The sequence below is a fragment of the Caballeronia sordidicola genome, from assembly GCF_001544455.2.
Classification (GTDB): Bacteria; Pseudomonadota; Gammaproteobacteria; order Burkholderiales; family Burkholderiaceae; genus Caballeronia; species Caballeronia sordidicola.
This window is the reverse complement of record NZ_FCOC02000005.1, coordinates 194085-218083: the sequence shown is the minus strand read 5'-3', so window position 1 is coordinate 218083 and position 23999 is coordinate 194085. Positions and strand designations below refer to the sequence as shown.

General features: G+C 58.8%; 23 protein-coding genes and 1 tRNA gene. 21 read left to right on the top strand and 3 right to left on the bottom strand.

Features of this window, described 5'->3' with window-relative positions; all coding sequences use genetic code 11:
• Positions 1 to 146 precede the first annotated feature (146 nt).
• Together AWB64_RS11870 and aroC are read left to right on the top strand one after the other, a co-directional pair.
• On the top strand, positions 147 to 2081 hold the full coding sequence (locus AWB64_RS11870) for an MFS transporter (protein WP_060819072.1): 1935 nt from the start codon (positions 147 to 149) through the stop codon (positions 2079 to 2081).
• Positions 2082 to 2153: 72 nt separating this feature from the next.
• Positions 2154 to 3257, top strand: coding sequence for a chorismate synthase (gene aroC, locus AWB64_RS11865; protein WP_060819070.1), 1104 nt, complete (start codon positions 2154 to 2156; stop codon positions 3255 to 3257).
• A gap of 62 nt (positions 3258 to 3319) precedes the next feature.
• Here the strand turns inward: aroC and AWB64_RS11860 are convergent, their stop codons facing one another.
• Positions 3320 to 4993, bottom strand: a complete 1674-nt coding sequence (locus AWB64_RS11860) for an electron transfer flavoprotein-ubiquinone oxidoreductase (protein WP_060819068.1) — start codon at positions 4991 to 4993, stop codon at positions 3320 to 3322.
• Positions 4994 to 5242: 249 nt separating this feature from the next.
• Here AWB64_RS11860 and AWB64_RS11855 point away from each other — a divergent pair, with 249 nt between their 5' ends.
• Together AWB64_RS11855 and AWB64_RS11850 are read left to right on the top strand one after the other, a co-directional pair.
• Positions 5243 to 6016 carry an SDR family oxidoreductase gene (locus AWB64_RS11855; RefSeq protein ID WP_060819066.1) on the top strand — a complete coding sequence of 258 codons (774 nt, stop codon included), beginning with the start codon at positions 5243 to 5245 and terminating at the stop codon, positions 6014 to 6016.
• On the top strand, positions 6013 to 6474 hold the full coding sequence (locus AWB64_RS11850) for an acyl-CoA thioesterase (RefSeq protein ID WP_060819064.1): 462 nt from the start codon (positions 6013 to 6015) through the stop codon (positions 6472 to 6474). The genes AWB64_RS11855 and AWB64_RS11850 overlap by 4 nt, the downstream gene beginning before the upstream one ends.
• A gap of 1 nt (position 6475) precedes the next feature.
• On the opposite strand, the gene AWB64_RS11845 is transcribed toward AWB64_RS11850, so the two are convergent.
• Positions 6476 to 7021, bottom strand: coding sequence for a LuxR C-terminal-related transcriptional regulator (locus tag AWB64_RS11845; RefSeq protein ID WP_060819062.1), 546 nt, complete (start codon positions 7019 to 7021; stop codon positions 6476 to 6478).
• Positions 7022 to 7212: 191 nt separating this feature from the next.
• Between AWB64_RS11845 and AWB64_RS11840 the strand changes: the two genes are divergently transcribed.
• From AWB64_RS11840 to AWB64_RS11770, 15 genes are all read left to right on the top strand, one after another.
• A complete protein-coding gene (locus tag AWB64_RS11840) occupies positions 7213 to 7917 on the top strand; it encodes a CoA transferase subunit A (RefSeq protein WP_060819060.1) in 705 nt (234 codons plus the stop codon).
• A gap of 2 nt (positions 7918 to 7919) precedes the next feature.
• Positions 7920 to 8561, top strand: coding sequence for a CoA transferase subunit B (locus tag AWB64_RS11835; protein ID WP_060819058.1), 642 nt, complete (start codon positions 7920 to 7922; stop codon positions 8559 to 8561).
• Positions 8562 to 8785: 224 nt separating this feature from the next.
• Entirely contained in the window at positions 8786 to 9703 is a 918-nt protein-coding gene (locus tag AWB64_RS11830) for an alpha/beta fold hydrolase (RefSeq protein ID WP_060819257.1), read from the top strand.
• Positions 9704 to 9751: 48 nt separating this feature from the next.
• Positions 9752 to 10117 (top strand): RidA family protein, encoded by a 366-nt coding sequence (locus AWB64_RS11825; RefSeq protein WP_060819056.1) that lies wholly within the window; start codon positions 9752 to 9754, stop codon positions 10115 to 10117.
• 33 nt (positions 10118 to 10150) lie between these two features.
• Positions 10151 to 12385 carry a RelA/SpoT family protein gene (locus AWB64_RS11820; protein ID WP_060819054.1) on the top strand — a complete coding sequence of 745 codons (2235 nt, stop codon included), beginning with the start codon at positions 10151 to 10153 and terminating at the stop codon, positions 12383 to 12385.
• Positions 12386 to 12534: 149 nt separating this feature from the next.
• Positions 12535 to 12611 (top strand) — tRNA-Val (locus tag AWB64_RS11815).
• Positions 12612 to 12885: 274 nt separating this feature from the next.
• A complete protein-coding gene (gene thrS / locus AWB64_RS11810) occupies positions 12886 to 14793 on the top strand; it encodes a threonine--tRNA ligase (protein ID WP_060819255.1) in 1908 nt (635 codons plus the stop codon).
• Positions 14794 to 14843: 50 nt separating this feature from the next.
• Positions 14844 to 15368, top strand: a complete 525-nt coding sequence (gene infC / locus AWB64_RS11805; RefSeq protein ID WP_075359824.1) for a translation initiation factor IF-3 — start codon at positions 14844 to 14846, stop codon at positions 15366 to 15368.
• Between the two features lie 3 nt (positions 15369 to 15371).
• Positions 15372 to 15560, top strand: a complete 189-nt coding sequence (locus tag AWB64_RS11800) for a hypothetical protein (protein WP_060819052.1) — start codon at positions 15372 to 15374, stop codon at positions 15558 to 15560.
• 17 nt (positions 15561 to 15577) lie between these two features.
• A complete protein-coding gene (gene rpmI / locus AWB64_RS11795; RefSeq protein ID WP_031359004.1) occupies positions 15578 to 15775 on the top strand; it encodes a 50S ribosomal protein L35 in 198 nt (65 codons plus the stop codon).
• Positions 15776 to 15804: 29 nt separating this feature from the next.
• Positions 15805 to 16164, top strand: coding sequence for a 50S ribosomal protein L20 (gene rplT, locus AWB64_RS11790; protein WP_007585475.1), 360 nt, complete (start codon positions 15805 to 15807; stop codon positions 16162 to 16164).
• A 206-nt stretch (positions 16165 to 16370) separates the two neighbouring features.
• Positions 16371 to 17384 (top strand): phenylalanine--tRNA ligase subunit alpha, encoded by a 1014-nt coding sequence (gene pheS / locus AWB64_RS11785; RefSeq protein WP_060819253.1) that lies wholly within the window; start codon positions 16371 to 16373, stop codon positions 17382 to 17384.
• 86 nt (positions 17385 to 17470) lie between these two features.
• Entirely contained in the window at positions 17471 to 19903 is a 2433-nt protein-coding gene (gene pheT / locus AWB64_RS11780) for a phenylalanine--tRNA ligase subunit beta (protein ID WP_060819051.1), read from the top strand.
• 50 nt (positions 19904 to 19953) lie between these two features.
• The gene (locus AWB64_RS11775) at positions 19954 to 20364 is read left to right on the top strand and encodes an integration host factor subunit alpha (protein WP_056364192.1); all 411 of its coding nucleotides are present in this window, start codon (positions 19954 to 19956) and stop codon (positions 20362 to 20364) included.
• Between the two features lie 87 nt (positions 20365 to 20451).
• The gene (locus AWB64_RS11770) at positions 20452 to 20841 is read left to right on the top strand and encodes a MerR family transcriptional regulator (protein ID WP_060819048.1); all 390 of its coding nucleotides are present in this window, start codon (positions 20452 to 20454) and stop codon (positions 20839 to 20841) included.
• A 124-nt stretch (positions 20842 to 20965) separates the two neighbouring features.
• On the opposite strand, the gene AWB64_RS11765 is transcribed toward AWB64_RS11770, so the two are convergent.
• Positions 20966 to 21199, bottom strand: coding sequence for a hypothetical protein (locus AWB64_RS11765; protein ID WP_244164038.1), 234 nt, complete (start codon positions 21197 to 21199; stop codon positions 20966 to 20968).
• A gap of 536 nt (positions 21200 to 21735) precedes the next feature.
• Between AWB64_RS11765 and AWB64_RS11760 the strand changes: the two genes are divergently transcribed.
• Together AWB64_RS11760 and AWB64_RS11755 are read left to right on the top strand one after the other, a co-directional pair.
• Complete coding sequence (locus AWB64_RS11760) at positions 21736 to 22209, top strand: VOC family protein (RefSeq protein WP_060819046.1); 474 nt, start codon at positions 21736 to 21738, stop codon at positions 22207 to 22209.
• A gap of 218 nt (positions 22210 to 22427) precedes the next feature.
• Positions 22428 to 23906, top strand: a complete 1479-nt coding sequence (locus AWB64_RS11755) for an MFS transporter (RefSeq protein ID WP_060819044.1) — start codon at positions 22428 to 22430, stop codon at positions 23904 to 23906.
• The last annotated feature ends 93 nt before the right edge of the window (positions 23907 to 23999 follow it).

Below are 23999 nucleotides of genomic sequence, written 5' to 3'. Positions count from 1 at the left end.
CCTCATTGGCCTGGCCGCAACGCATGACCGAACGTAGCTGACGCCCGCAAGATGCGCGCCCCAAATGGCGCGCATTTTTTTCGCCTCGAACGGGTGGCGGCTTACGCGGCTGCCTCCTTTATCCCATTCTTCAACTCCAGGAATCCATGAGCGAATCGCCTGCTCCAGCCCGCGAGAAAACAGCCAAATCTCCACGCGGTCACGGTCAGTTCCGGCTGCTGCGCGAACGGCGTTTCGCGCCGTTCTTCTGGACGCAGTTTCTCGGCGCGCTCAACGACAACGTCTTCAAGGTCGGCTTTACGTCCCTCGTAACGTTCCAGGCCGCGCGGTTTTCCGGAGTCGATCCGAAAACCGCTGCATTCCTGATATCGGCTATTTTCATCCTGCCTTTCGTGCTGTTTTCAGCGACTTCGGGCCAGATCGCCGATAAATACGACAAAGCCACGCTCACCCGCTTGGTGAAGTCTTTCGAGATCGTCGTGATGCTGGTCGGTGGCGCGGGGTTTGTCCTGCACAGTGCACCGCTGCTTTATCTGTGCACGTTCCTGATGGGCGTCCATTCGACCGTTTTCGGCCCGGTGAAGTACGCTTATTTGCCGCAGCATCTGCAACCTTCCGAACTCGTGGGCGGTAACGGACTGGTCGAAATGGGGACGTTCGTGGCAATCCTGATCGGCACGATCATCGGCGGGGCGGCGGCTGGATGGATGGAGCACGGCGCAATGCTTCTCGCCGGATGTTGCGTGGCGGTCGCGCTGATTGGCCGCGCGGCGTCAAGCTTCGTGCCGAAGACGCAGGCGCTGCAGCCGGACCTGAAGATCAACTGGAATCCTTTCACCGAGACGTGGCGCAACCTTGCGCTTGCGCGCCGCGACCGGACCGTATTCCTGAGCCTGCTCGGGATTTCATGGCTGTGGTTTGTCGGCGCGACTTTTCTTACGTCGTTTTTCAATTTCGCCAAGGACGTGTTGTCGGCGAATCCCGACGTGGTCACCGTGCTGCTGGCCACGTTTTCAATTGGCATTGGCACGGGTTCGCTGTTGTGCGAAAAGCTGTCGAAGCGCCGCGTCGAGATCGGTCTTGTTCCGCTTGGATCGATTGGTATCAGCGTGTTTGCAATCGACCTGTTTTTTGCGAGTCACAATATCGTGCCGGCTGGTGGTCTTATCGGCGTGGGCGAGTTTCTTCGCGTTGGCGTGCATTGGCGCATTCTTGCCGACCTGTTCCTGCTCGCCATGTTCGGCGGGTTCTATAGCGTTCCGCTCTACGCGCTGATTCAGGCACGCAGCCAGCCGACGCATCGCGCGCGGATCATCGCGGCGAACAACATTCTCAACTCGTTTTTCATGATCGTGTCGGCGCTGATGGCCATGGGGCTGACTTCAGCGGGCGTGGGCATTCCGGGGCTCTTCCTCACCACCGCGCTTTTGAACATCGTGGTCGCGATCTACATCTATTCGCTTGTGCCGGAATTCCTGCTGCGTTTTCTCGCGTGGATTCTCGTGCATACCTTCTACCGGATCAGGCTGGTGAACGCCGAGCGGATTCCCGAGCACGGAGCGGCCGTGCTGGTTTGCAACCATGTGAGTTTCGTCGATGCAATCGTGATCATGTCGGAAAGTCCTCGGCCGATCCGTTTCGTGATGGACCATCGGATTTTCCGTTCGCCGGTGCTTGGATGGTTGTTTCGCCACGTCAAAGCCATTCCCATCGCGCCGGCCCACGAGGATCCCATGCTGCTGGAAAAAGCCTACGATGCCTGCGGCCGCGCGCTCGCCGATGGCGATCTGGTATGCATCTTCCCGGAAGGCAAACTGACGCGAACGGGCGATCTGAATCCTTTTCGCCACGGCATCAGCGAGATTCTGCGGCGGCATTCGGCGCCGGTCGTGCCTATCGCGCTACGCGGTTTGTGGGGCAGCGTGTTTTCGCGTCACGAAGACAGGCGCTGGCCGCGTCCAATCCAGCGCGGCGTAATGAGCCGGCTCACATTGGCGGTCGGCGAGCCGATCGATCCCGCCACTGCCACGCCCGAACACCTGCAACAGCTCGTCGCGGCCTTGCGCGGTGTCCGCAAATAGGCGCCGAACGAGGCTGGAAGGGCGCTCGGCTGGCATAATATCCGCTCTTTAGATCATTTCAGGACGACGCTCATGTCCGGCAACACACTCGGCACGCTTTTCACCGTCACCAACTTCGGCGAGTCGCATGGTCCCGCGATCGGTTGCGTGATCGACGGCTGCCCGCCGGGAATGGCGCTGACAGAGGCCGATATCCAGATCGAACTGGATCGGCGCAAACCCGGCACGTCGCGGCATGTGACGCAGCGCCAGGAAGCCGATCAGGTCGAGATTCTTTCTGGCGTGTTCGAAGGCAGGACGACCGGTACGCCCATCGCCTTGCTGATCCGCAACACCGATCAGCGCAGCAAGGATTACGGCAATATTGCCGAGACGTTTCGTCCCGGGCACGCCGATTACACCTACTGGCAGAAGTACGGTATTCGCGATTATCGCGGCGGCGGCCGTTCTTCGGCGCGCTTGACCGCGCCGACCGTGGCGGCTGGCGCGGTTGCGAAGAAGTGGCTGCGGGAACGGTACGGTATCGAAACGCGTGGGTTCATGAGCGCGCTCGGCGAGATCCCGATTCCCTTCGTAGCGTGGGAGCACGTGCGCGAGAACCCGTTTTTTGCGCCGAACGCCGAGATCGTGCCGCGTCTCGAGGACTACATGGACGCGCTGCGCAAGGATGGCGACTCAATCGGCGCGCGTATCGGCGTGATTGCGACGGGCGTTCCCGCTGGTCTGGGCGAGCCGCTCTATGACCGGCTCGACGCTGATATCGCCAAGGCGATGATGGGCATCAACGCGGTGAAAGGTGTGGAAATTGGCGCGGGATTCGCGAGCGTCGCGCAACGCGGCAGCGTCCACGGCGACGAAATGACGCCGGAAGGTTTCGCTGCGAACAATGCTGGCGGCGTCTTGGGCGGCATTTCGAGCGGGCAGGACATTACGGTTTCCATCGCGATCAAGCCGACGTCGAGCATCCGCACGCCACGCGAATCCATCGATAAAGCCGGTCACGCGGCCACCGTCGAAACCTTCGGCCGCCATGATCCGTGCGTCGGCATTCGCGCAACGCCTATCGCCGAGGCGCTGCTCGCGCTGGTGGTGATCGACCACGCGTTGCGGCATCGCGCGCAAAATGGCGACGTTCAGACAACCACGCCTCATATCGCGGCACATATCCCCAAATGAAAATCGCCGGTTCCAACAAAGAACCGGCGATTTTTAATCAAAGCTTCAACCCGGACGAACAATCACATGTTCGGATAGTTCGGACCGCCGCCGCCTTCGGGTGGCACCCACACGATGTTCTGCGTCGGGTCCTTGATGTCGCATGTCTTGCAGTGCACACAGTTTTGCGCGTTGATCTGCAGGCGTTCGCCGCCGTCATCGGTTTTCACGAATTCATACACCTGTGCCGGGCAATAACGGCTTTCCGGCCCTGCATAGGTCCGCAAATTCACATCGACCGGAACGGATGCGTCTTTCAACGTCAAATGCGGCGGCTGGTTTTCGTCGTGATTCGTGTTCGATATGAACACTGAGGTCAGCCGGTCGAATGTCAGCTTGCCGTCCGGCTTCGGATAAACAATCGGCTTGCATTGCGACGCAGGCTTGAGCGTTTCGTTATCGGCGTGCTGATGGTGCAGCGTCCAGGGCACATTGCCGCCCAGCAGTTTCTGTTCAAGCCCGACCATGAACGTGCCCAGATACAGGCCCTTGCTCATCCACTGCTTGAAGTTGCGTGCGCGATAAAGCTCGGTCTTGAGCCACGAGTTGTCGAAGGATTCGGAGTACGCGGTCAGTTCATCGGCCTGACGGCCGGCTTGCACGGCGTCGAACGCCGCTTCGGCCGCCATCTTGCCGGACTTGATCGCGGCGTGGCTGCCCTTGATGCGCGATGCATTCAGGAAACCGGCGTCGTCGCCGACCAACGCACCGCCCTTGAACACCAGCTTTGGCAGTGACATCAAGCCGCCCGCGACGATCGCACGCGCGCCGTACGACACGCGCTTGCCTCCTTCCAGGAAGGTGCGGATGGCCGGATGGGTTTTGTATCGCTGGAATTCTTCGAATGGCGAAAGATACGGATTCGAGTACCCGAGACCCACCACGAAACCTACTACCACCTGATTGTTGTCCATGTGATAGAGGAACGAGCCGCCGTATGTATCGGTTTCTAGCGGCCAGCCAGCGGTGTGAATGACAAGCCCCGGTTTATGTTTCGCGGGATCGATCTCCCACAGTTCCTTGATGCCGATGCCATAAACTTGCGGATCGGCGTCGCGGCCAAGCTTGAACTTGTCTATCAACTGACGGCCGAGATTGCCGCGCGCGCCTTCGCAAAAAAGCGTGTATTTGGCGTGCAATTCCATGCCGAGCTGGAAGTTTGCTGTTGGCTCGCCGTCCTTGCCCACGCCCATGTTGCCAGTCGCGACGCCCTGAACCGCGCCGTCTTCGGTGTAAAGCACTTCGGCGGCAGGAAAGCCCGGGAAGATCTCTACGCCCAGCGCTTCGGCCTGCTGGCCGAGCCAGCGCGTGACGTTGGCAAGCGAAATAACGTAGTTGCCATGGTTCTTGAAGTTGTCCGGCAAGAGCCAGTTCGGCACCTGTTTCGCACTGTCCTTCGACAAAAACAGAAAGCGGTCTTCGGTCACTTCCACATCGAGCGGCGCGCCTTGCGTCTTCCAGTCGGGCAGCAATTCGCTCAGGCCGCGCGGGTCCATGACCGCGCCAGAGAGGATGTGCGCACCGATCTCAGAGCCTTTCTCCAGCACGCATACGCCCAGTTCGACGCCTTTTTCCTGCGCAAGCTGCTTTAACCGGATGGCCGCAGAAAGTCCCGCAGGGCCACCGCCCACGATTACGACGTCGTACTCCATGGATTCACGGGGACCGTACTGCTCGATGAGACTCGCCGGGGTCATCCAATGCTCCTGTCTAACGTTAGAATGCTTTTTTGGGGATCGCGTATTGTCAGGGAACGATAGGTATGGCGCAACTAACGTTCCGTCGATTAGCATGATCGTGTTATTTCACGATAGCATATTGGCTCGCCGAATGGCTGGCCGGATTCGGTGCGGATTTGACGCAGATTTCACGCGCGGCAGCAGAACACGCGAGTGCAGGGCAACTCGGTCCCGGGCAACTCAATCGCTTTCAACCAAGGAAAAACAATGGGCCGTTCGATCAATCTGGAAGGCAAATGTGCGCTGGTCACCGGCGCTTCCAGCGGACTGGGCAAGCGCTTCGCGCAGGTGTTGTCGCAGGCGGGCGCCCGCGTGGTGCTGGCAAGCAGGCGCACCGAGCGCCTTAAAGAACTGCGCGCCGAGATCGAGGCGTCCGGCGGCGCGGCGCACGTCGTGTCGCTCGATGTCACCGATTACCAGAGCATCAAGTCTGCTGTCGCGCACGCGGAGACTGAGGCCGGCACTATTGATATTCTGGTGAACAACTCAGGCGTTTCGACGCAGCAAAAACTGACGGACGTGACGCCTTCTGACTTCGATTTCGTGTTCGACACGAATACGCGCGGCGCATTTTTCGTCGCGCAGGAAGTGGCCAAGCGCATGATCATGCGCGGCAACGGCACCGTGAAGCCGGGCTACCGGATCATCAACATCGCGTCCATGGCGGGGCTCAAGACGCTGCCGCAAATTGGCGTGTATTCCATGAGCAAGGCGGCCGTCGTTCATATGACAAAAGCCATGGCTCAGGAATGGGGCCGCCACGGGATCAATGTGAACGCCATCTGCCCCGGATATATCGATACCGAATTGAACCATCATCACTGGAAGAGCGAAGCGGGGCAGAAACTGCTGTCCATCCTGCCGCGCCGCCGCGTGGGAACGCCTGAAGATCTGGATGGCCTGTTGCTGCTGCTGGCAGCGGATGAATCGCAGTTCATCAACGGCTCTGTGATCGCCGCCGACGACGGGTTTGGCTTATGAGCCAGATTCTTGATCAGGCGTCCAGCGCGGCGCAGGGCGGTTTTCATCGCGTTATCGATCTGTCCATGCCCATCCGGTGGGGCGACATGGACGCGTTCAGCCACGTCAACAACACGGTGTATTTCCGCTTCATGGAAGAGGTGCGGATCACGTGGTTCCGCCAACTGGATATTGCAGGCGCCAATGCCAAAGGGCAGGGACCCGTAGTTGTGAACGCGTCCATGGAATTCCTGAAACAGCTCCATTATCCCGGCGACGTAATCGGCAGCATGTTTGTGGGCGCGCCAGGCCGCAGCAGTTTCGATACGCGCTTCGAACTTTATCGTGCGGACGATATCGCCACGCTGTACGCGCGCGGCACGGCGAAATGCGTGTGGGTTGATTACGCCGCGGCCAGGTCAGTGCCTATTCCCGACCTGCTGCGCCAGGCCATTGAAACGGCGGCGCCGCGCAAATAATTCAGTCGCCGAGCAGCCGCTGAAGCAGTTCGGTGGCGTTGCCGGTATCGTATTTGCGCATGAGTTTCGCGCGATAGATGTCCACGGTTCTCGGGCTGATATCGAGCGCGCGGCCAATCTGCTTGCTGGTCTTGCCGGTCACAAGCTGCGCGGCGATCTCGCGCTCGCGCGGCGTGAGTTCGATCGCGACTCGCCGCGTTGCGCTGAGGTCTTCGAACGTCCAGACGCCCGCGGCATGCGGTGCGCTCAAGTCCAGCGAGCGCCCCGTCACGTGGCACCAGAACAATTCCCCGTTCGCGCGTTTCATGATGCGGTCGTCCGCGTAGCTGCCCTGGCGCTGCATCAACGCGGAAATGCGCGCGCCGATGCGCTCGAATTCCACCGGCGACGGATACAGCACCTGGAACGACCGCCCGATCAATGCGTCCGGCGTCACGCCGAAGATCGCACAAAGCTGCGCATTGCAGTCTTCGATGATCCGTTCCCGTGACAACACCAGCCCGACTGGCGCAAGATGAAACGCAGTTTGGTAATCCAGTTGAGGCATTTTGGCTCGGACGGCGGGCGTTTGACGGTGCATCGCCGCGTACTACGGCGATTACTTATGTATTTTTGCGTATTGTGCCGGATCGATGCATCGTCGTACTCTTTCGCCACATCAGAAAGTCGTTTCGCTGACTAAAATCAGCGGCATGGCGACTCGAACAAACGGATTTCATCCAGATCAGGAAGGGACACATGAACAAGGTCTATCCCGGCGCGAAACAGGCGCTTGAAGACATCGTGAAGGACGGCCAGACGTTTGCTGTCGGCGGCTTCGGACTGTGCGGCATTCCCGAAGCGCTGATCGCGGCATTGCGCGACACGGGCGTCCAGGGAATCACGTGCATCAGCAACAACGCGGGTGTCGATGGCTTCGGCCTAGGCTTGCTGCTCGAGACCCGTCAGGTCAAGAAAATGATTTCGTCGTACGTCGGCGAAAACAAGGAGTTCGAGCGCCAATACCTGGCTGGCGAACTTGAGCTTGAATTCACGCCCCAGGGCACGCTGGCCGAAAAGCTGCGTGCGGGCGGTTCCGGCATTCCGGCTTTTTTCACGAACACGGGGTATGGCACGGTGATCGCGGAAGGCAAGGAAACGCGCCAGTTCGGCGATAACTTCTACGTGCTCGAACCCTCGCTCACGGCGGACGTGGCGCTGGTCAAGGCGTGGAAAGCCGATAAATCCGGCAACCTGATCTATCGCCGCACGGCTCGCAACTTCAATCCCATGTGCGCCATGGCCGGCAGGATCACCGTGGCCGAAGTGGAGGAAATCGTGGAAGTCGGCGAACTCGATCCCGACGCCATTCACACGCCGGGCATTTTCGTGCAGCGCATCGTGTTGAACGCGCATCCGGAAAAACGCATCGAACAACGCGTCGTGCGCGCGAAAGGAGACTGATCATGGCATGGGACCGCAACCAGATGGCCGCGCGGGCGGGCAAGGAATTGCAGGACGGGTTCTACGTGAACCTCGGGATCGGGCTGCCCACGCTGGTCGCTAACCACGTGCCGGCCGGCATGGAAGTGTGGCTGCAATCGGAGAATGGCCTGCTTGGCATTGGTCCGTCGCCGACCGAGGAAGAAGTCGATGCCGACCTGATCAACGCTGGCAAGCAAACCGTGACCACGCTGCCGGGGTCGTCGATATTTTCGTCGGCGGATTCGTTCGCGATGATCCGGGGCGGCCACGTGAACCTCGCCATCCTGGGCGCCATGCAGATCAGCAAGAACGGCGACCTCGCCAACTGGATGATCCCCGGCAAGATGATCAAGGGCATGGGCGGCGCCATGGATCTGGTTGCGGGCGTGAAACGCGTGATCGTCCTGATGGAGCACGTGGCGAAGGGCGACCAGCACAAGATCCTGGAAGAATGCACACTGCCGTTGACGGGCAAGGGCGTGGTCGACCGGATCATCACGGATCTCGGCGTGATCGATGTAACGGACGCGGGGCTCAAGCTGGTCGAACTGGCTCCGGGCGTCAGCGTGGAAGAGATTCAGCAAAAAACCGGCGCGCCGCTGGATGTAAGCGGGGTCAAGTAGGATTTTTGAGAACCGGTACCGTTGCCGGTCATGAAGGGCTGTGCCGACCATGTGTTGGCACAGCCCTTTTTCTTTGGTCTACAAGGACGACGTCGCATATAGCCTGATTAGACTGATTGGCTAACGCTGCGCTCGACAAAAAATGCGCCGCGCAAAGCGTTTACAATCGATTTCAGTTGGTTTATCCGTTATGCAGCAGCGCCATTGCGCCGAAGGAAATCCTTATGTCAGCGACTATCGTCGAAGCTGCACCGTCCGTTGTTTCCGCTGCGCGTCAGCGCCACGTGCAATGCATCAGCCCATCTGGTTTGCATCGCATGGCGTACACCGAATGGGGTGATCCAGCAAACCCGCGCGTGCTCGTGTGCGTGCATGGGCTGACGCGGTCCGGTCGCGATTTCGACGAGGTGGCGAAAGCGTTCTCGCGGGAGTATCGCGTGGTGTGTCCGGACGTGGTGGGACGCGGCCTTTCCGACTGGCTCGCCGATCCGAAAAATTACGCCGTGCCGCAATACGTTTCAGACATGGTCGTGCTGATTGCGCGCCTGAACGTGGAGACGGTGGACTGGTTTGGAACGTCGATGGGCGGACTGATCGGCCTCGGGCTCGCAGGCCTGCCGAACTCGCCCATTCGCAAGATGCTGTTGAACGACGTTGGACCGCATATTGAGCCGGCGGCGCTCGCGCGCATCGGCACCTATCTGGGCCGTGACGAAACCTTCGCCACGCTTCAGGAAGGGGTAGACCACGCGGCGCAACTTGCGGCGTCGTTTGGACCGCTGAGCGCCGAAGAATGGCGTGCGATCAACACGCCGCTGATGCACGAGCGCGACGGGCGCTGGGCCTACAGATACGATCCAAAGATCGCGGTGCCTTTTGCTGCTGCTGATTCGAATGCGGCCTCGCTCGGCGAGGCGATCCTGTGGCGTTCGCTTGCGGCAATCAGGCATCCGGTGCTGGTCGTGCGCGGTGAACAATCGGATCTGTTGTCGCGAGAAACCGTCGAAAAAATGGTCGCGACGGGTCAGGCCGTAACAAGCGCGGAAATTCAGGGCGTGGGTCATGCGCCAGCTTTTCTCGCGCCTGATCAGATCGATATTGCGTACCGCTTCTTCCTCGATACCGAAACGTACAAGGCATAATATTGGGCTTCGCACAGTTTCTTTGACAATCACTTTTCAGAGGCATCCATGGCAGTCACTCGTCTCCACGTCGGCGCGCGTCTTTCCGAAGCCGCGATCCACAACGGCACCGTTTATCTCGCGGGCCAGATTGCCGAAGACACCGACCAGGACATCACGGGCCAGACCCGTGAAGTGCTTGGCCATATCGACCGCTTGCTGGCAGAAGCCGGCAGCGACAAGACCCAATTGCTGTCAGTGCAGATCTACATCTCGGACATGGCGAACTTCGCTGCAATGAACGCGGCGTGGGACATGTGGGTTCCCGAAGGCAACACGCCTCCGCGCGCCACCGTGGAAGCCAAGCTCGCCAATCCCGCGTGCCTCGTGGAAGTGGTTGTCATTGCCGCCATGCTTGACCGGGCGCATGACTGAGTCCCCACACTTTTATTGCACCTGATTGATCGCATGCCTGGTACCGCCATCTCGCCCGCGTTGAACTCCGAGCCGTCCTTTGATGACGCGCTCGCGTTCGTGCGCGAACACGCGGGCAAAGCGCGGCTTACCAGCGGGGAGCTGCTTGCCGAGCACGCGGCCGGGACGGCGCGGATCATGCAGACGTTGAACGTCGATCCAGCGGCAATTGCGGCGGCGGCGTTGTTTGCCATCGCGCCGCACATAGATGATCCCGAGCGTGTGATCAGCGAGCGTTTTGGCGAAGAAGTGCAAAGTCTTGTCGCCGATGTCCGCAAGTTGTGGCGTCTCGGCTCGGTCAGTTCGCGCGTCACGCAGGCGAAGCTGCCCGAAACAGGACGCGACGCGCAGGCTGCACGCCGCGCTCAGGTCGAAGCGTTGCGCAAGATGTTGCTTGCGTTTGCACAAGACATTCGCGTGGTATTGATCCGGCTCGCTTCGCGGCTTCAGTCGTTGCGTTATTACGCGGCGAACAAGCTCGACCCATCGCCCGACGTGCCGCGCGAGACCCTCGAAATTTACGCGCCGCTCGCCAACAGGCTGGGCATCTGGCAACTGAAATGGGAACTGGAAGATCTCGCGTTCCGGTTCGAGGAACCGCCTACTTATAAACGCATCGCCAAGCTGCTCGACGAAAAACGCGTCGAGCGCGAAGCCTATGTGACTGACGCCATCGCGCGTTTGCAGACCGAACTGGCTACAGCGCACATTCGCGCGGAAGTGAGTGGACGGCCCAAGCACATCTACAGCATCTGGAAAAAGATGCGCGGCAAGGAGCTGGATTTTTCTGAGCTGAACGACGTGCGCGCGTTTCGCGTGATCGTCGACGACATCAAGGATTGCTACACGGTGCTGGGTATCGTCCATAACTTGTGGCAGCCCGTGCCGCGCGAGTTCGACGACTACATCTCGCGGCCGAAGCCGAATGGCTACAGGTCGCTGCATACGGTCGTGGTCGGCGACGACGGCCGCGCGTTCGAAGTGCAGATCCGTACGCAGGAAATGCACAACTTCGCGGAATATGGCGTGGCGGCGCACTGGCGCTACAAGGAAGCCGGCACACGCGCGTACGGCGGACAAGTCACGGCCGCTGAAAAATACGACGAGAAGATTGCGTGGTTGCGGCAGTTGCTGGCCTGGAAAGACGACGTTTCCGAAGGTGACCAGCCAGGCGCGCAACCGTGGCAGCATCTGCGTGAAGCGACGCTCGACGACGACCATATCTACGTGCTCACGCCGCAGGCGCGCGTGATCGCGATGCCGCATGGATCGACTCCGGTGGATTTTGCGTACCACTTGCATAGCGAGTTGGGACACCGCTGTCGCGGTGCTCGTGTCGATGGCGCCATGGTCCCGCTCAACACACCGCTGCAGAACGGCCAGACCGTGGAGATCGTGGCGGTGAAGGAGGGCGGCCCGTCTCGGGATTGGCTCAACCCTTTGCTCGGCTATCTGCACAGCCCGCGCGCGCGGCAAAAAGTGCGTGCTTGGTTCAACGCGGTCGATTCCGAAGAAAACATAACGAACGGCCGCGCGCTGGTTGAAAAGACCTTGCAGCGCGAAGGCAAGACATCGGTCAACCTGGATCAACTGGCATCCAAGCTTGGCTTCAAGACGCCGGAAGATCTGTATGCGGTCGTGGGCAAGGAAGAATTCAGCCTGCGCAATATCGAGCAGGCGTTGCACGACGCGCCGCCGCCGGAACCTGAACCCGAAGCGCCCGCGCAGTTCGAAAAGCGCAGCAGCGGGCAAAGTGTTGCGCAGGGCGCCTCTACAGGGGTGCTGGTGGTTGGCGTGGACGCATTGCTCACGCAGCTTGCGCGCTGTTGCAGGCCGGCTCCGCCCGATCGTATCTCGGGGTTTGTGACACGCGGCAAGGGCATGTCGATCCACCGCAGTGATTGCGCAACGTTCCAGCGGATGGCCGAGCGTTCGCCCGAACGCGTGCTCGAAACCGCGTGGTCCGCCGAGGTCATGAACGGACGAGGTTCCTCTGTTTATCCGGTGGACCTTGCCGTTGAATCGAATGACCGGCAAGGCTTGTTACGCGACATCTCGGAAGTCTTCGCGCGCGAGAAGATGAACGTGACCGGCGTGAAAACGCAAAGCCGGCGCAACGTGGCCTACATGCAGTTCACCGTCGAAGTATCGAGTGCGGCGCAGATTCAGCGCGCGTGCGCGTTGCTCAGTGAAGTACAGGGCGTTGTGCGGGCATCGCGGCGCGGGTAGTGATATTTGTACGTATGAGCTCAGGGCTTAACGCTTTGAATCTGAAGCGCATTGTTCGTGCTTCTTAAACGTATCCACGAATATCTTCGGTGTCGTCGAATGAAAGCACTTGCCAGGATTCAAAACGCACCATATAATTTCGCTTCTTCAGGCTCGTAGCTCAGCTGGTTAGAGCACCACCTTGACATGGTGGGGGTCGTTGGTTCGAGTCCAATCGAGCCTACCAACGAAAGTGAAAGTCCGGCTCGCCGGATTTTCAAAACTGCAGCAAGCGCCCTGGCGCGAAAGGCAAATGAACAAGATGGCACCGCGAACGTTGACCGATACAACTTCGGAACGACGCTAGTCGAGGACCACTTTCGCCTTTGCAGTTGTAGGAAAGTGAATGCGGCCCCTCGAAAAGTGGGGCCGCATTTTTTTTGTCTTGCGCAGTTGATTTGTGTCCTGCAAGGCATTGTTGAATGAACTTGAGCGCCGGCTTCGGTGTCTTGGAGAACGAAATGGTTTCGATACGTTTGCCCGACGAGTCAGTTCGTCAGTACGACCACCCGGTGACGGTTGCGGAAGTTGCCGCATCGATTGGCGCTGGACTTGCCAAAGCCGCTCTGGGCGGCAAGCTCGACGGCGAACTCGTCGATACGTCCACGTTGATCGACCACGATGCATCGCTTGCGATCGTCACGGACAAGGACGCCGACGGTCTCGACATCATTCGTCACTCCACCGCGCATTTGTTGGCTTACGCGGTCAAGGACTTGTACCCGGAAGCGCAGGTCACCATCGGTCCCGTGATCGACAATGGTTTTTACTACGACTTCGCGTACAGCCGTCCCTTTACGCCGGAAGATCTCGAAAAGATCGAGAAGCGCATGGCCGAGATCGCGAAGAAGGACGAGCCTGTCTCGCGCCGTGTCGTCACGCGCGGCGAGGCAGTGGACTACTTCAAGAGCATCGGCGAGAAATACAAAGCTGAGATCATCGAATCGATCCCGTCAACCGACGACATCAAGCTTTACTCGCATGGCGGTTTTACCGACCTGTGCCGCGGGCCGCACGTGCCTTCCACGGGCAAGCTGAAAGTCTTCAAGCTGATGAAGGTTGCCGGCGCTTACTGGCGCGGCGACTCAAAGAACGAGCAATTGCAGCGCATCTACGGCACGGCCTGGACGAAGAAAGAAGACCAGGAAGCGTATCTGCACATGCTCGAGGAAGCCGAGAAGCGCGACCACCGCAAGCTCGCGAAGCAACTCGACCTGTTTCATCTGCAGGAAGAGGCGCCCGGTATGGTGTTCTGGCATCCGAAGGGCTGGGCGATCTGGCAGCAGGTCGAGCAATATATCCGCCGCCGCCTGAGCGAAACCGGTTATCTCGAAATCAAGACACCGATGATCATGGACCGTTCCCTGTGGGAAGCGTCGGGTCACTGGCAGAACTATCGTGAAAACATGTTCACGACGGAGTCCGAGAAGCGCGATTACGCCATCAAGCCAATGAATTGTCCCGGCCACGTCCAGGTGTTCAACCATGGCTTGCGTTCGTATCGCGACCTGCCGCTGCGTTACGCGGAATTTGGATCGTGTCATCGGAATGAAGCGTCCGGCGCGCTGCACGGCTTGATGCGCGTGCGCGGCTTCGTTCAGGACGACGCGCACATTTTCTGTACGGAAGACCAGTTCATCGAAGAATCGATTGCGTTCAATACGCTCGCGATGAGCATCTATCAGGATTTCGGGTTCGATCACATCGACATCAAGCTTTCGCTGCGTCCGGACGCCCGTGCCGGTACCGACGAAACCTGGGATCGCGCCGAGCAAGGGCTGCGCGACGCGCTGACGGCGTGCGGTCTGACGTGGGAAGAATTGCCGGGCGAAGGCGCGTTCTATGGCCCGAAGATCGAATATCACATCAAGGACGCGCTGGGCCGCTCGTGGCAATGCGGTACGCTGCAGCTCGACATGGTGTTGCCGGAACGTCTGGGCGCCGAGTACGTGGCGGAAGACAACAGCCGCAAGCGCCCGGTCATGCTGCATCGGGCGATTGTTGGCTCAATGGAACGTTTTCTCGGAATTTTGATCGAGCACCACGCTGGTGCAATGCCGTCGTGGCTCGCGCCGGTGCAGGCTGTCGTCCTGAATATTGCTGAAAGTCAGGCGGAATATGCACAGCAACTGACCCAATCGTTGCAAAAACAAGGGCTTAGAGTAGAGAGCGATTTGCGCAACGAGAAGATTAGCTATAAAATACGTGAGCACACGCTGCAAAAGGTCCCGTATTTGCTGGTCGTCGGCGACAAGGAGCGTGAAGCCCAAACCGTAGCCGTGCGTGCTCGTGGCGGTATCGACGCTGGCGTGATGCCGGTCGATGCATTCCTTGAGCGTCTGCAGCATGACGTGCAGGCGTACAAGTAAGCCCACCCGCAGCGCGGCTAGTTTTTTTGAATTTTTAGAGGAAACGTAACATCGCTACTGATAAGTCGGCACATCGCATCAACGGGGAAATCACGGCACCTGAACTGCGCCTGGTTGGAGTGGACAACGAGCCGCTGGGAATCGTGAAGCTCGCTGATGCTTTCCGCATGTCGGAACAGCAAGACGTGGATCTCGTCGAAATCGCGCCTCAGGCCGTCCCGCCTGTCGCCCGGTTGATGGACTACGGCAAGTTCAAGTATTCGGAAGCCAAGAAGCAGCACGAGGCCAAACTCAAGCAGAAGATCGTTCAGGTCAAGGAAGTGAAGTTCCGGCCTGGCACCGACGACGGTGACTACAACGTGAAACTGCGTAACCTCACGCGCTTCCTCGAAGACGGCGACAAGACGAAGATTACGTTGCGTTTCCGCGGCCGCGAAATGGCCCACCAGGAAATTGGCATGCGCGTGCTCGAGCGGCTCAAGGCCGATCTCGAAGAGCACGGTCAGGTCGAGCAAATGCCGAAGATGGAAGGGCGCCAGATGATCATGGTCATGGCCCCGAAGAAAAAGAAGTAATCGATGGATCGCGCGGCCCGCATGTTTCAGGGCCGGCGCGGCATCGAGCAAGCAGGTTTCAGGGCGTTGCCGGATAATGGCGGCGCTCATGAAAAAGCGGTGACTTTCAAAGTTGCCGCTCATAAGTGGCATGTGGGTTTCGAAGGGCGGGTCAGGATCGAATGGATCGACCGCACACCCATATCCATCTAATAAACTGGAGTAGTTTCATGCCGAAGATGAAGACCAAGAAGAGTGCTGCAAAGCGCTTCGTGGTGCGTCCGGGCGGTACCATCAAGCGTGGTCAAGCCTTCAAGCGTCACATTCTTACCAAGAAAACCACCAAGGTAAAACGCCATCTGCGCGGTTCCACGGAAGTTCATGCATCTGATATGAACTCTGTGCGCGCAATGCTGCCGTTCGCTTAACCCTTAACTGACACTCACAGGAGCGCACTATGCCTAGAGTCAAACGTGGGGTTACCGCACGGGCCCGTCACAAGAAGATCATCAAGCTGGCCAAGGGTTACCGCGGCCGTCGCAATAACGTCTATCGCATCGCCAAGCAGGCGGTCATGCGCGCAGGGCAATATGCCTATCGCGATCGCCGCAACAAGAAGCGTGTGTTCCGTGCTTTGTGGATCACGCGTATCAACGCTGCGGTGCGTCAGCACGACATGACGTACAGCGTGTTCATCAACGGCCTGAAGAAGGCTTCGATCGAACTCGACCGCAAGGTGCTGGCCGACATGGCTGTGTTCGACAAGGCTGCTTTTGCTGCGATCGTCAAGCAGGTAAAAGCCGCCGTTGCAGCCTGATTGAGCTTGTTAGCGAGATTGGTACTGCGTGGTTCGTTGTAGCGTTGTCCTGGCTGTATTCAAGGACAATGCTTCAGCAGAAAACGGGGCTCGACAAGAGCCCCGTTTTTGTTGGTGAATCCGGGTTCAAGCGCAGATGCGCCGCATCGCGCACATGGTGGCCCGGGAACGATCAGAAGATTTTTGACGATGAAATGATGGGATCAATGGATCTGGACCAGATTGTCGCCGACGCGCGAAATGCCTTCGAACACGCCGCGGATGCGGCTACGCTCGAAAACGAAAAGGCCCGCTTTCTCGGCAAGTCCGGGGTGCTCACGGATTTGCTGAAGGGTTTGGGCAAACTCGATCCGGATACCCGCAAGACCGAGGGCGCGCGCATCAACGCGGTCAAGCAGCAAGTGGAAGCAGCGCTGAACGCGCGCCGTCAGGCGCTGGCGGACGTGTTGCTGAACCAGCGGCTTGCATCGGAATCGATCGACGTGACGTTGCCCGGCCGGGGTCTCGGCGCGGGCAGCCTGCATCCGGTCATGCGCACGTGGGAACGCGTGGAACAGATTTTCAGCACGATTGGTTTCGATGTGGCCGACGGCCCCGAAATCGAGACGGACTGGTACAACTTCACCGCATTGAACAGCCCGGAAAATCATCCGGCGCGCTCAATGCAGGATACGTTTTATATCGACGGGAAAGATGCGGATGGGCGGCAACTGCTGCTGCGCACGCATACGAGCCCGATGCAGGTGCGCTACGCGCGCATGAACACGCCGCCGATCAAGGTGATCGTGCCGGGCCGGACGTATCGCGTGGATAGCGACGCCACGCATTCGCCCATGTTCAACCAGGTCGAAGGTCTGTGGATCGACGAGAACATCAGCTTTGCCGACCTGAAGGGCGTGTATTCGGATTTTCTCAAGAAATTCTTCGAGCGCGACGACATTCTCGTGCGCTTCCGCCCGTCGTATTTTCCGTTCACCGAGCCGTCCGCCGAGATCGACATGATGTTCGAGCATGGCAAAAACGCCGGTAAATGGCTCGAAATCTCAGGATCGGGACAAGTGCACCCGAACGTGATCCGCAACATGGGGCTCGACCCGGAACGGTATATCGGTTTTGCGTTCGGCAGTGGCCTTGAACGCCTGACCATGCTGCGCTACGGCGTGCAGGATCTGCGCCTTTTCTTCGAAAACGATCTGCGTTTTCTCGAGCAATTTGCTTGAAAAGCCAGCTGAGCAACCTGCTTGAGGGCAGTGTGCAAAAGGCCGTCGTAGAGACGCGGACACACTTTATTTCGAACTAGACACACATGCAATTCCCGGAATCCTGGCTTAGAACTTTCGTCGATCCCAAGCTGTCGACCGACGGACTCTCGCACGCGCTCACCATGGCGGGTCTCGAAGTGGAAGGGCTTGCGCCCGTCGCGCCGCCGACCACGAAGATCGTCGTCGGGCAAGTGCTGGAAGTCGCAAAGCATCCGAACGCGGACAAGCTCAATGTCTGTCAGGTCGACGCCGGTACGGGCGAAACGCTCACCATTGTGTGCGGCGCGCCGAACGTGTCGCCGGGCATCAAGGTGCCGGTCGCGCTGGTCGGCGCGGAATTGCCACCGGCCGAAACCGGCGGTGCGCCGTTTGCGATCAAATTGTCTAAGCTGCGTGGCGTGGAAAGCCAGGGCATGTTGTGCTCGGCGCGCGAATTGAAACTCTCTGAAGATCACAGCGGCCTGATGATTTTGCCCGCCGAAACGCCCATCGGCGAAGACATCAGGAAGACGCTGAATCTGGACGACACCGTATTCGAAATCAAGCTGACGCCGAACAAGGCCGATTGTTTGTCCGTGTTTGGCGTGGCGCGCGAAACCGCTGCGATCACGGGCGCGCCATTGCACGCACTGGAAATCGAACCGGTGAAGGCGACTATCGATGAAATCCTGCCCGTCAAAGTGTCGGCGCCTGATTTGTGCGGACGTTTCTCCGGCCGCGTGATCCGCGGCGTGAACGCGCACGCGAAAACACCGCAGTGGATGGTCGAGCGCCTGGAGCGTTCGGGCCAGCGCAGTATTTCGGCGCTCGTCGATATCTCGAATTACGTGATGCTCGAACTCGGCCGTCCGTCGCACGTGTTCGACCTGGACAAGATCCACGGCGGCATTGAAGTGCGTTGGGGAAAGAAGGGCGAAAAGCTCAAGCTGCTGAATGGCAATACCGTCGAACTCGATGAAGCCACTGGCGTCATCTCCGACGACCATCAGGTCGAAAGCCTCGCTGGGATCATGGGCGGCGACAGCACGGCCGTGTCTCTCGATACAACGAATATTTACCTGGAAGCGGCGTTCTGGTGGCCGGACAGTATCCGCGGCCGGGCGCGCAAGTACAATTTTTCGACTGACGCGGCGCACCGGTTCGAGCGGGGCGTGGATTATTCGACAACTGTTGAGCACCTCGAACGCATTACGCGCCTGATTCTGGATATTTGCGGCGGCAACGCCGGTCCTGTCGATGATCAGACGCTTAATGTGCCGAAGCGCGAGCCCGTGAGCATGCGCGTTTCGCGTGCGAACCGGATTATCGGCGTGAAGATTGACGCCGAGGAAATCGCGCAGATTTTCACGCGTCTCGGTCTCCAGTACACGCACGATGGCGATGTTTTCTCCGTGACACCGGCGTCGTATCGCTTCGATATTGAAATCGAAGAAGATTTGATCGAAGAGGTTGCGCGCATTTACGGTTTCGAAAAGATTCCGGCGCGTCCGCCGGTTGCGACCAGCGAAATGCGGCCGACGAACGAAACCCGGCGTTCCATTCACATGCTGCGTCACGCGGTGGCCGCGCGGGATTACGCGGAAACGGTGAACTTCAGTTTCGTCGATGCCGAATGGGAGGCCGATTTCGCTGGTAATTCGAATCCGGTGAAATTGCTCAATCCGATCGCGAGCCAGCTTTCGGTCATGCGCACCACGCTGTTCGGCAGCCTGATCAGCGTGCTGCGCTACAACCTGAATCGCCGCGCGGACCGGATTCGCGTGTTCGAAGCCGGCCGTGTGTTCCTGCACGATCCGCTGATCAAGGCGGGTGAGCTTGCGGTAGAGGGTTTTGCACAGCCGAAGATGATCGGTGGCCTCGCGTACGGCCCGGCGCTTGAAGAGCAGTGGGGCGCGGCGTCGCGCGCGGTAGATTTCTTCGATGTAAAAGGCGACGTCGAGGCGCTTTTCGCGCCCGTGACGCCACGTTTCGTGAAGGCTGGGCATCCGGCGCTGCACCCTGGGCGGAGTGCGCGGATCGAGATCGATGGCCGATCGGTGGGCTGGATCGGCGACTTGCACCCGCGCTGGATGCAGAAGTACGACTTGCCGCACGCGCCGGTTTTGTTCGAAATCGAAGCCGAGGCGCTGATGCAACGCGCGCTGCCGGTGCCTTCCGACGTGACGAAATTTCCGCCGGTTCGCCGCGATATCGCCGTGGTCGTGGACCAGAAGGTGGAAGTCCAGGCGCTCCTCGACGAGCTCGAAAGCGCCTGTTCGGAGCCTGCCTGCAGGTACATCACAAAGCTTGCTTTATTCGATGAATTCCGTCCAAAATCAAGCACTTCCGGTGGGTTGAACGAGCATGAGAAAAGCCTTGCCTTCCGTGTAACGTTGCAAGATACTGGCGGGACGCTTCAGGACGAAACGGTCGAAACGGCCATCAAAACACTGGTGGAACGCTTGACTCGAGTACATGGCGCGCGGTTGCGCGGATAGCCTGTCACTGGCCCTCTCCGTCGTCTTCATCGTCACGCCATTTTTTCGATATGAACCAAATGAACTCGAGTGATTTCGAAGCCCTTCTTTCGGCGCAACGCAGCGCCATGATCCGAGATGTCTCCACTTCGAACAGTGCGGCAACGGCAGAAACGCCCACGCTCACAAAAGCCGAATTGGCGGAGATGCTATTCGACCATGTCGGGTTGAATAAGCGCGAAGCCAAAGACATGGTCGAAGCATTTTTCGAGGTCATTCGCGACGCGCTTGAAAGTGGCGACAGCGTCAAGCTATCCGGTTTTGGCAACTTCCAATTGCGAGACAAACCGCAGCGTCCCGGCCGTAATCCAAAAACGGGAGAAGCCATTCCCATTGCGGCGCGCCGTGTCGTCACGTTTCATGCGAGTCAGAAGTTGAAAGCGCTGGTGGAAGCCGGTGCTGAAAACAGTTTCGGCCGCTGAAGTGACGGGCATACGCTTTGTATCGCCCGAGCGCTTATTAGCGATATCCGCCAGATTCGCGACATTCACCACGACGGTTGATTGACGATGGAAAAAGTCGTCTTGCCTCCCATTCCCGCCAAGCGCTACTTCACCATTGGTGAAGTCAGCGAGCTTTGCGGCGTCAAGCCGCATGTGCTGCGTTACTGGGAACAGGAGTTCACGCAGTTGCGGCCTGTCAAGCGGCGCGGCAATCGCCGTTATTATCAGCATCACGAAGTGCTGCTGATTCGCCGCATTCGTGAGTTGCTTTACGAACAAGGTTTTACGATCAATGGCGCGCGTAACCGGCTGGATTCACATGGCCGTCTGAATGGCGCCGCGGCTGATAGCGGGGCCATGGAAGAAACGAGTGGAATGCCTCAAGCGGACGTCTCAGTCGATGTCGAGCAATTGCGCAAGGATCTTTTGAAAGTGATCGATTTACTGGGTGGATGAATTGCCGGACTGATACTGAATTGAATCTTCTTTACATAAAAACGGCGTCGCTGATTATTCGGCGATGCCGTTTTTATTTTCATCGGACTAATGAACCGGTAATAAAGTACCAAGCCAGTGACCGTTATTTTCCCGTGCTGTCCCGCCGAATTTCGAGGAGCTGCAAATCAGGTTCCGAGAGCATTGCCTTTAATACATCATTGGCAAAATCCTCGACTATTGCGTGCCACTCAACAGTGCCGACCGGAAAATCAGCGGGAGATGCTTTTCCCTGTGCCTTGCGGATCGCGCCGACACTGATGCTTAACGCCCGCGCCCGTAGAAAGGTAGGATCGTTACGGTCGTCGGCAGGGTTCATTTCGTGTTCCATAGATGGGCTTTCGGCCACCGCGAGTAAAACTTTAGCTTTATTTAAGGGGACGGATTGAAGCGGGGATTTGAACCCGTACTTGCGGGTCCACCAGTCCATATGGAACCGTTTCGCGCTCCGGTAAAGGCAGAACGCAGCGGGAAGGCAATCAATCAACAGGCGATTCAATCATTGAAGCGTGAATGATCAGAGAAATTAAAATGGCTTAAGTCAGTCGAATGCAGCGATGCCGGATATTGCATCGTCAACCGCAAAGCCTTCATCGGTTTGGGCCGAACGGGATTATGCATCGATAAAACTATTAATGGCTCAACTGGCGGTAAAAACGATTCATGTATGTACTTCGAACGTAAATTCGCTTGAAAATTTATCGTAGTTTCGCGAAGCGTGTCGCAAGTCGCCTGGTAGATTTTTGGTGTGAGACTTGTCGATCGACGGGCGCCCCGCGCGTCGTATGAACAAGAAGGCGCTTGAATCTGGCGCCGTCTTCCGTTGGTACATCCATTCAACTCAGGAGCACTGCAATGCCCACGTCCACAGTCAAGCCGATCCCGGATGGAATGCATACGATCACGCCTCATCTGGTTTGCAAAGGTGCGTCCGACGCAATCGCGTTTTATATCAAAGCCTTCAATGCAGTCGAACATAGCCGTTTGCCTGGACCCGACGGCACAGTCATGCATGCGATGCTCGGGATTGGCGATTCCACGCTGATGCTCGGCGAAGAATTCGAAAATTGCGGCCACAGGAGCCCGCTCGCGCTGAAAGGATCGCCCGTGACACTGCATTTATATGTGAACGATGTGGATGCTTCCTTTGCGCAGGCTGTTGAAGCCGGAGCCAAGGTCATCATGCCTGTCACCGACATGTTCTGGGGTGACCGGTATGGTCAGGTAGAAGACCCGTTTGGTCATCGCTGGTCGCTGGCAACGCATATGCGTGATCTGAGCCCGGAACAGATCCGGGAAGGGATGGCGGCTTCAATGCCACAGCAATAAAGTCCGCTCCATAACACTTGCGCGTCGCGCCGAAACTCCGCTCGCGACGCCTCAAGTGCGTTTTGCCTGAAATATTCGGCGGTTTCGTATAAGCAAATCTGAAGCGAGCGGGGGTTTTGTTCCCCTTCATTCGACAAATAACAAAAATGAATTTGGGATAGAACGCGTGCGCCGGTACGATCGCGCGTTTTGCAGCCTCTTTCAGCGTAGCCCATCCCATGTCCACTTCTTTCGCGGCCGAGTCCGCGCTCGCGTCTCCGGCAGACGGCACCGCGCGTACCGTCATTCGCAGCGCTGCCGATGTCTCCCAACTTGTCAATCGAGGCGCGGCGGTCGGAAGCGATGCACGCATTGTCATTGCGATCGCGCTCGGTGGTGTTTTTCTCGATGCCTACGATCTCGGCGCGCTCGCGTTCGGTGTGAAGGACATTGCGCGCGAATTTTCGCTGACACCGGCAGCGACGGGTTTTGTCGCCTCCGCCATCACGTTCGGGGCGATCATCGGCGCGTTCCTGGGCGGTTATCTCACCGACAAGATCGGCCGATACCGCGTTTTCATGGCCGACATGTTCTTCTTCGTCGTCGCGGCGATTGCCTGCGGGCTCGCGCCCAACGCCTGGGTGCTCGGCGGCGCGCGTTTCGTGATGGGGCTGGGCGTCGGCATCGACTTGCCTGTCGCCATGGCGTTTCTCGCCGAGTTTTCCCGGCTGAACGGCCGCGGCAACAAGGCGGCGCGCATTGCGATGTGGTGCCCGACGTGGTACGCCGCCATCAGCGTGTCCTATCTGCTCGTGCTCGCACTGTACGCTCTGCTGCCCGCGAGCCACTCCAGCTGGTTATGGCGCTTGACCCTTGGTTTTGGTGCGTTGCCGGCGCTGGTAATCATCGCGATCCGCAGCCGTTACATCAGCGAGTCGCCGGTCTGGGCCGCCAATCAGGGCGATTTACGGGGCGCCGCGCAGATCTTGAAGCGCTCGTACGGTATGGATGTAGAAGTCGATGCCGCCGCGCTCCGGGACACAAAAGCGCCGGTGCACAAGGCGACATGGAGCAACTACGGCGCGTTGCTGCGCGGCGTTTATCTTCGCCGCACCGTGCTGGCAACCGTCATTGCCGTGGCATCCTCGTTCGCATACAACGCCGTGGCGTTTGGCTTGCCGGTGATCATCTCGAGTTTCCTCGCGCAGTCTATGCTCACCACCATCCTTGCCTCGCTCGCGTTGAACCTGTGCTTCGCGTTCGTGGGCGGACTGATCGCCGTGCGCGCGGTGCCGAAGGTCGGAGCCTGGAAACTGACCGTGCTCGGCTATGCGTTCCAGTTGGCGGCGTTGATCGGCCTGGCCGTGGTCGGACGTCCGGCCGGTGGCGCGCAAGTGGCGCTGGCGATTGGTTTTCTCGCGGTGTTCCTGCTCGGCCAGGGATTTGGTCCAGGTTCACACAGCATGACGTTCGCTTCGCTCAGCTATCCAACTTCACTGCGTGGCGTTGGCGTGGGTTTCAATCAGACATTGATGCGCGCGAGTTCGACGGTGTCGCTGTTCCTGTTCCCCGTGCTGTCGGCTGCTCTTGGCACGAAGGTTTTCTGGATCATCGCGTTTGCGCCGCTGGCGGGGCTGGTCGCGCTGCTGGCGATCCGATGGGAACCATCCGGTTATGACGTCGATGCGGAGGATTTCGATGCAGCAAAGCGGACATGATCGTCCGGCGATGGCCCGGGCGGTATTTCATAGTGTGCGGGTGAGGTGAAACGCCGGTACGATTGCTCGTGGTGACTCCAGCCGCGGCCCATT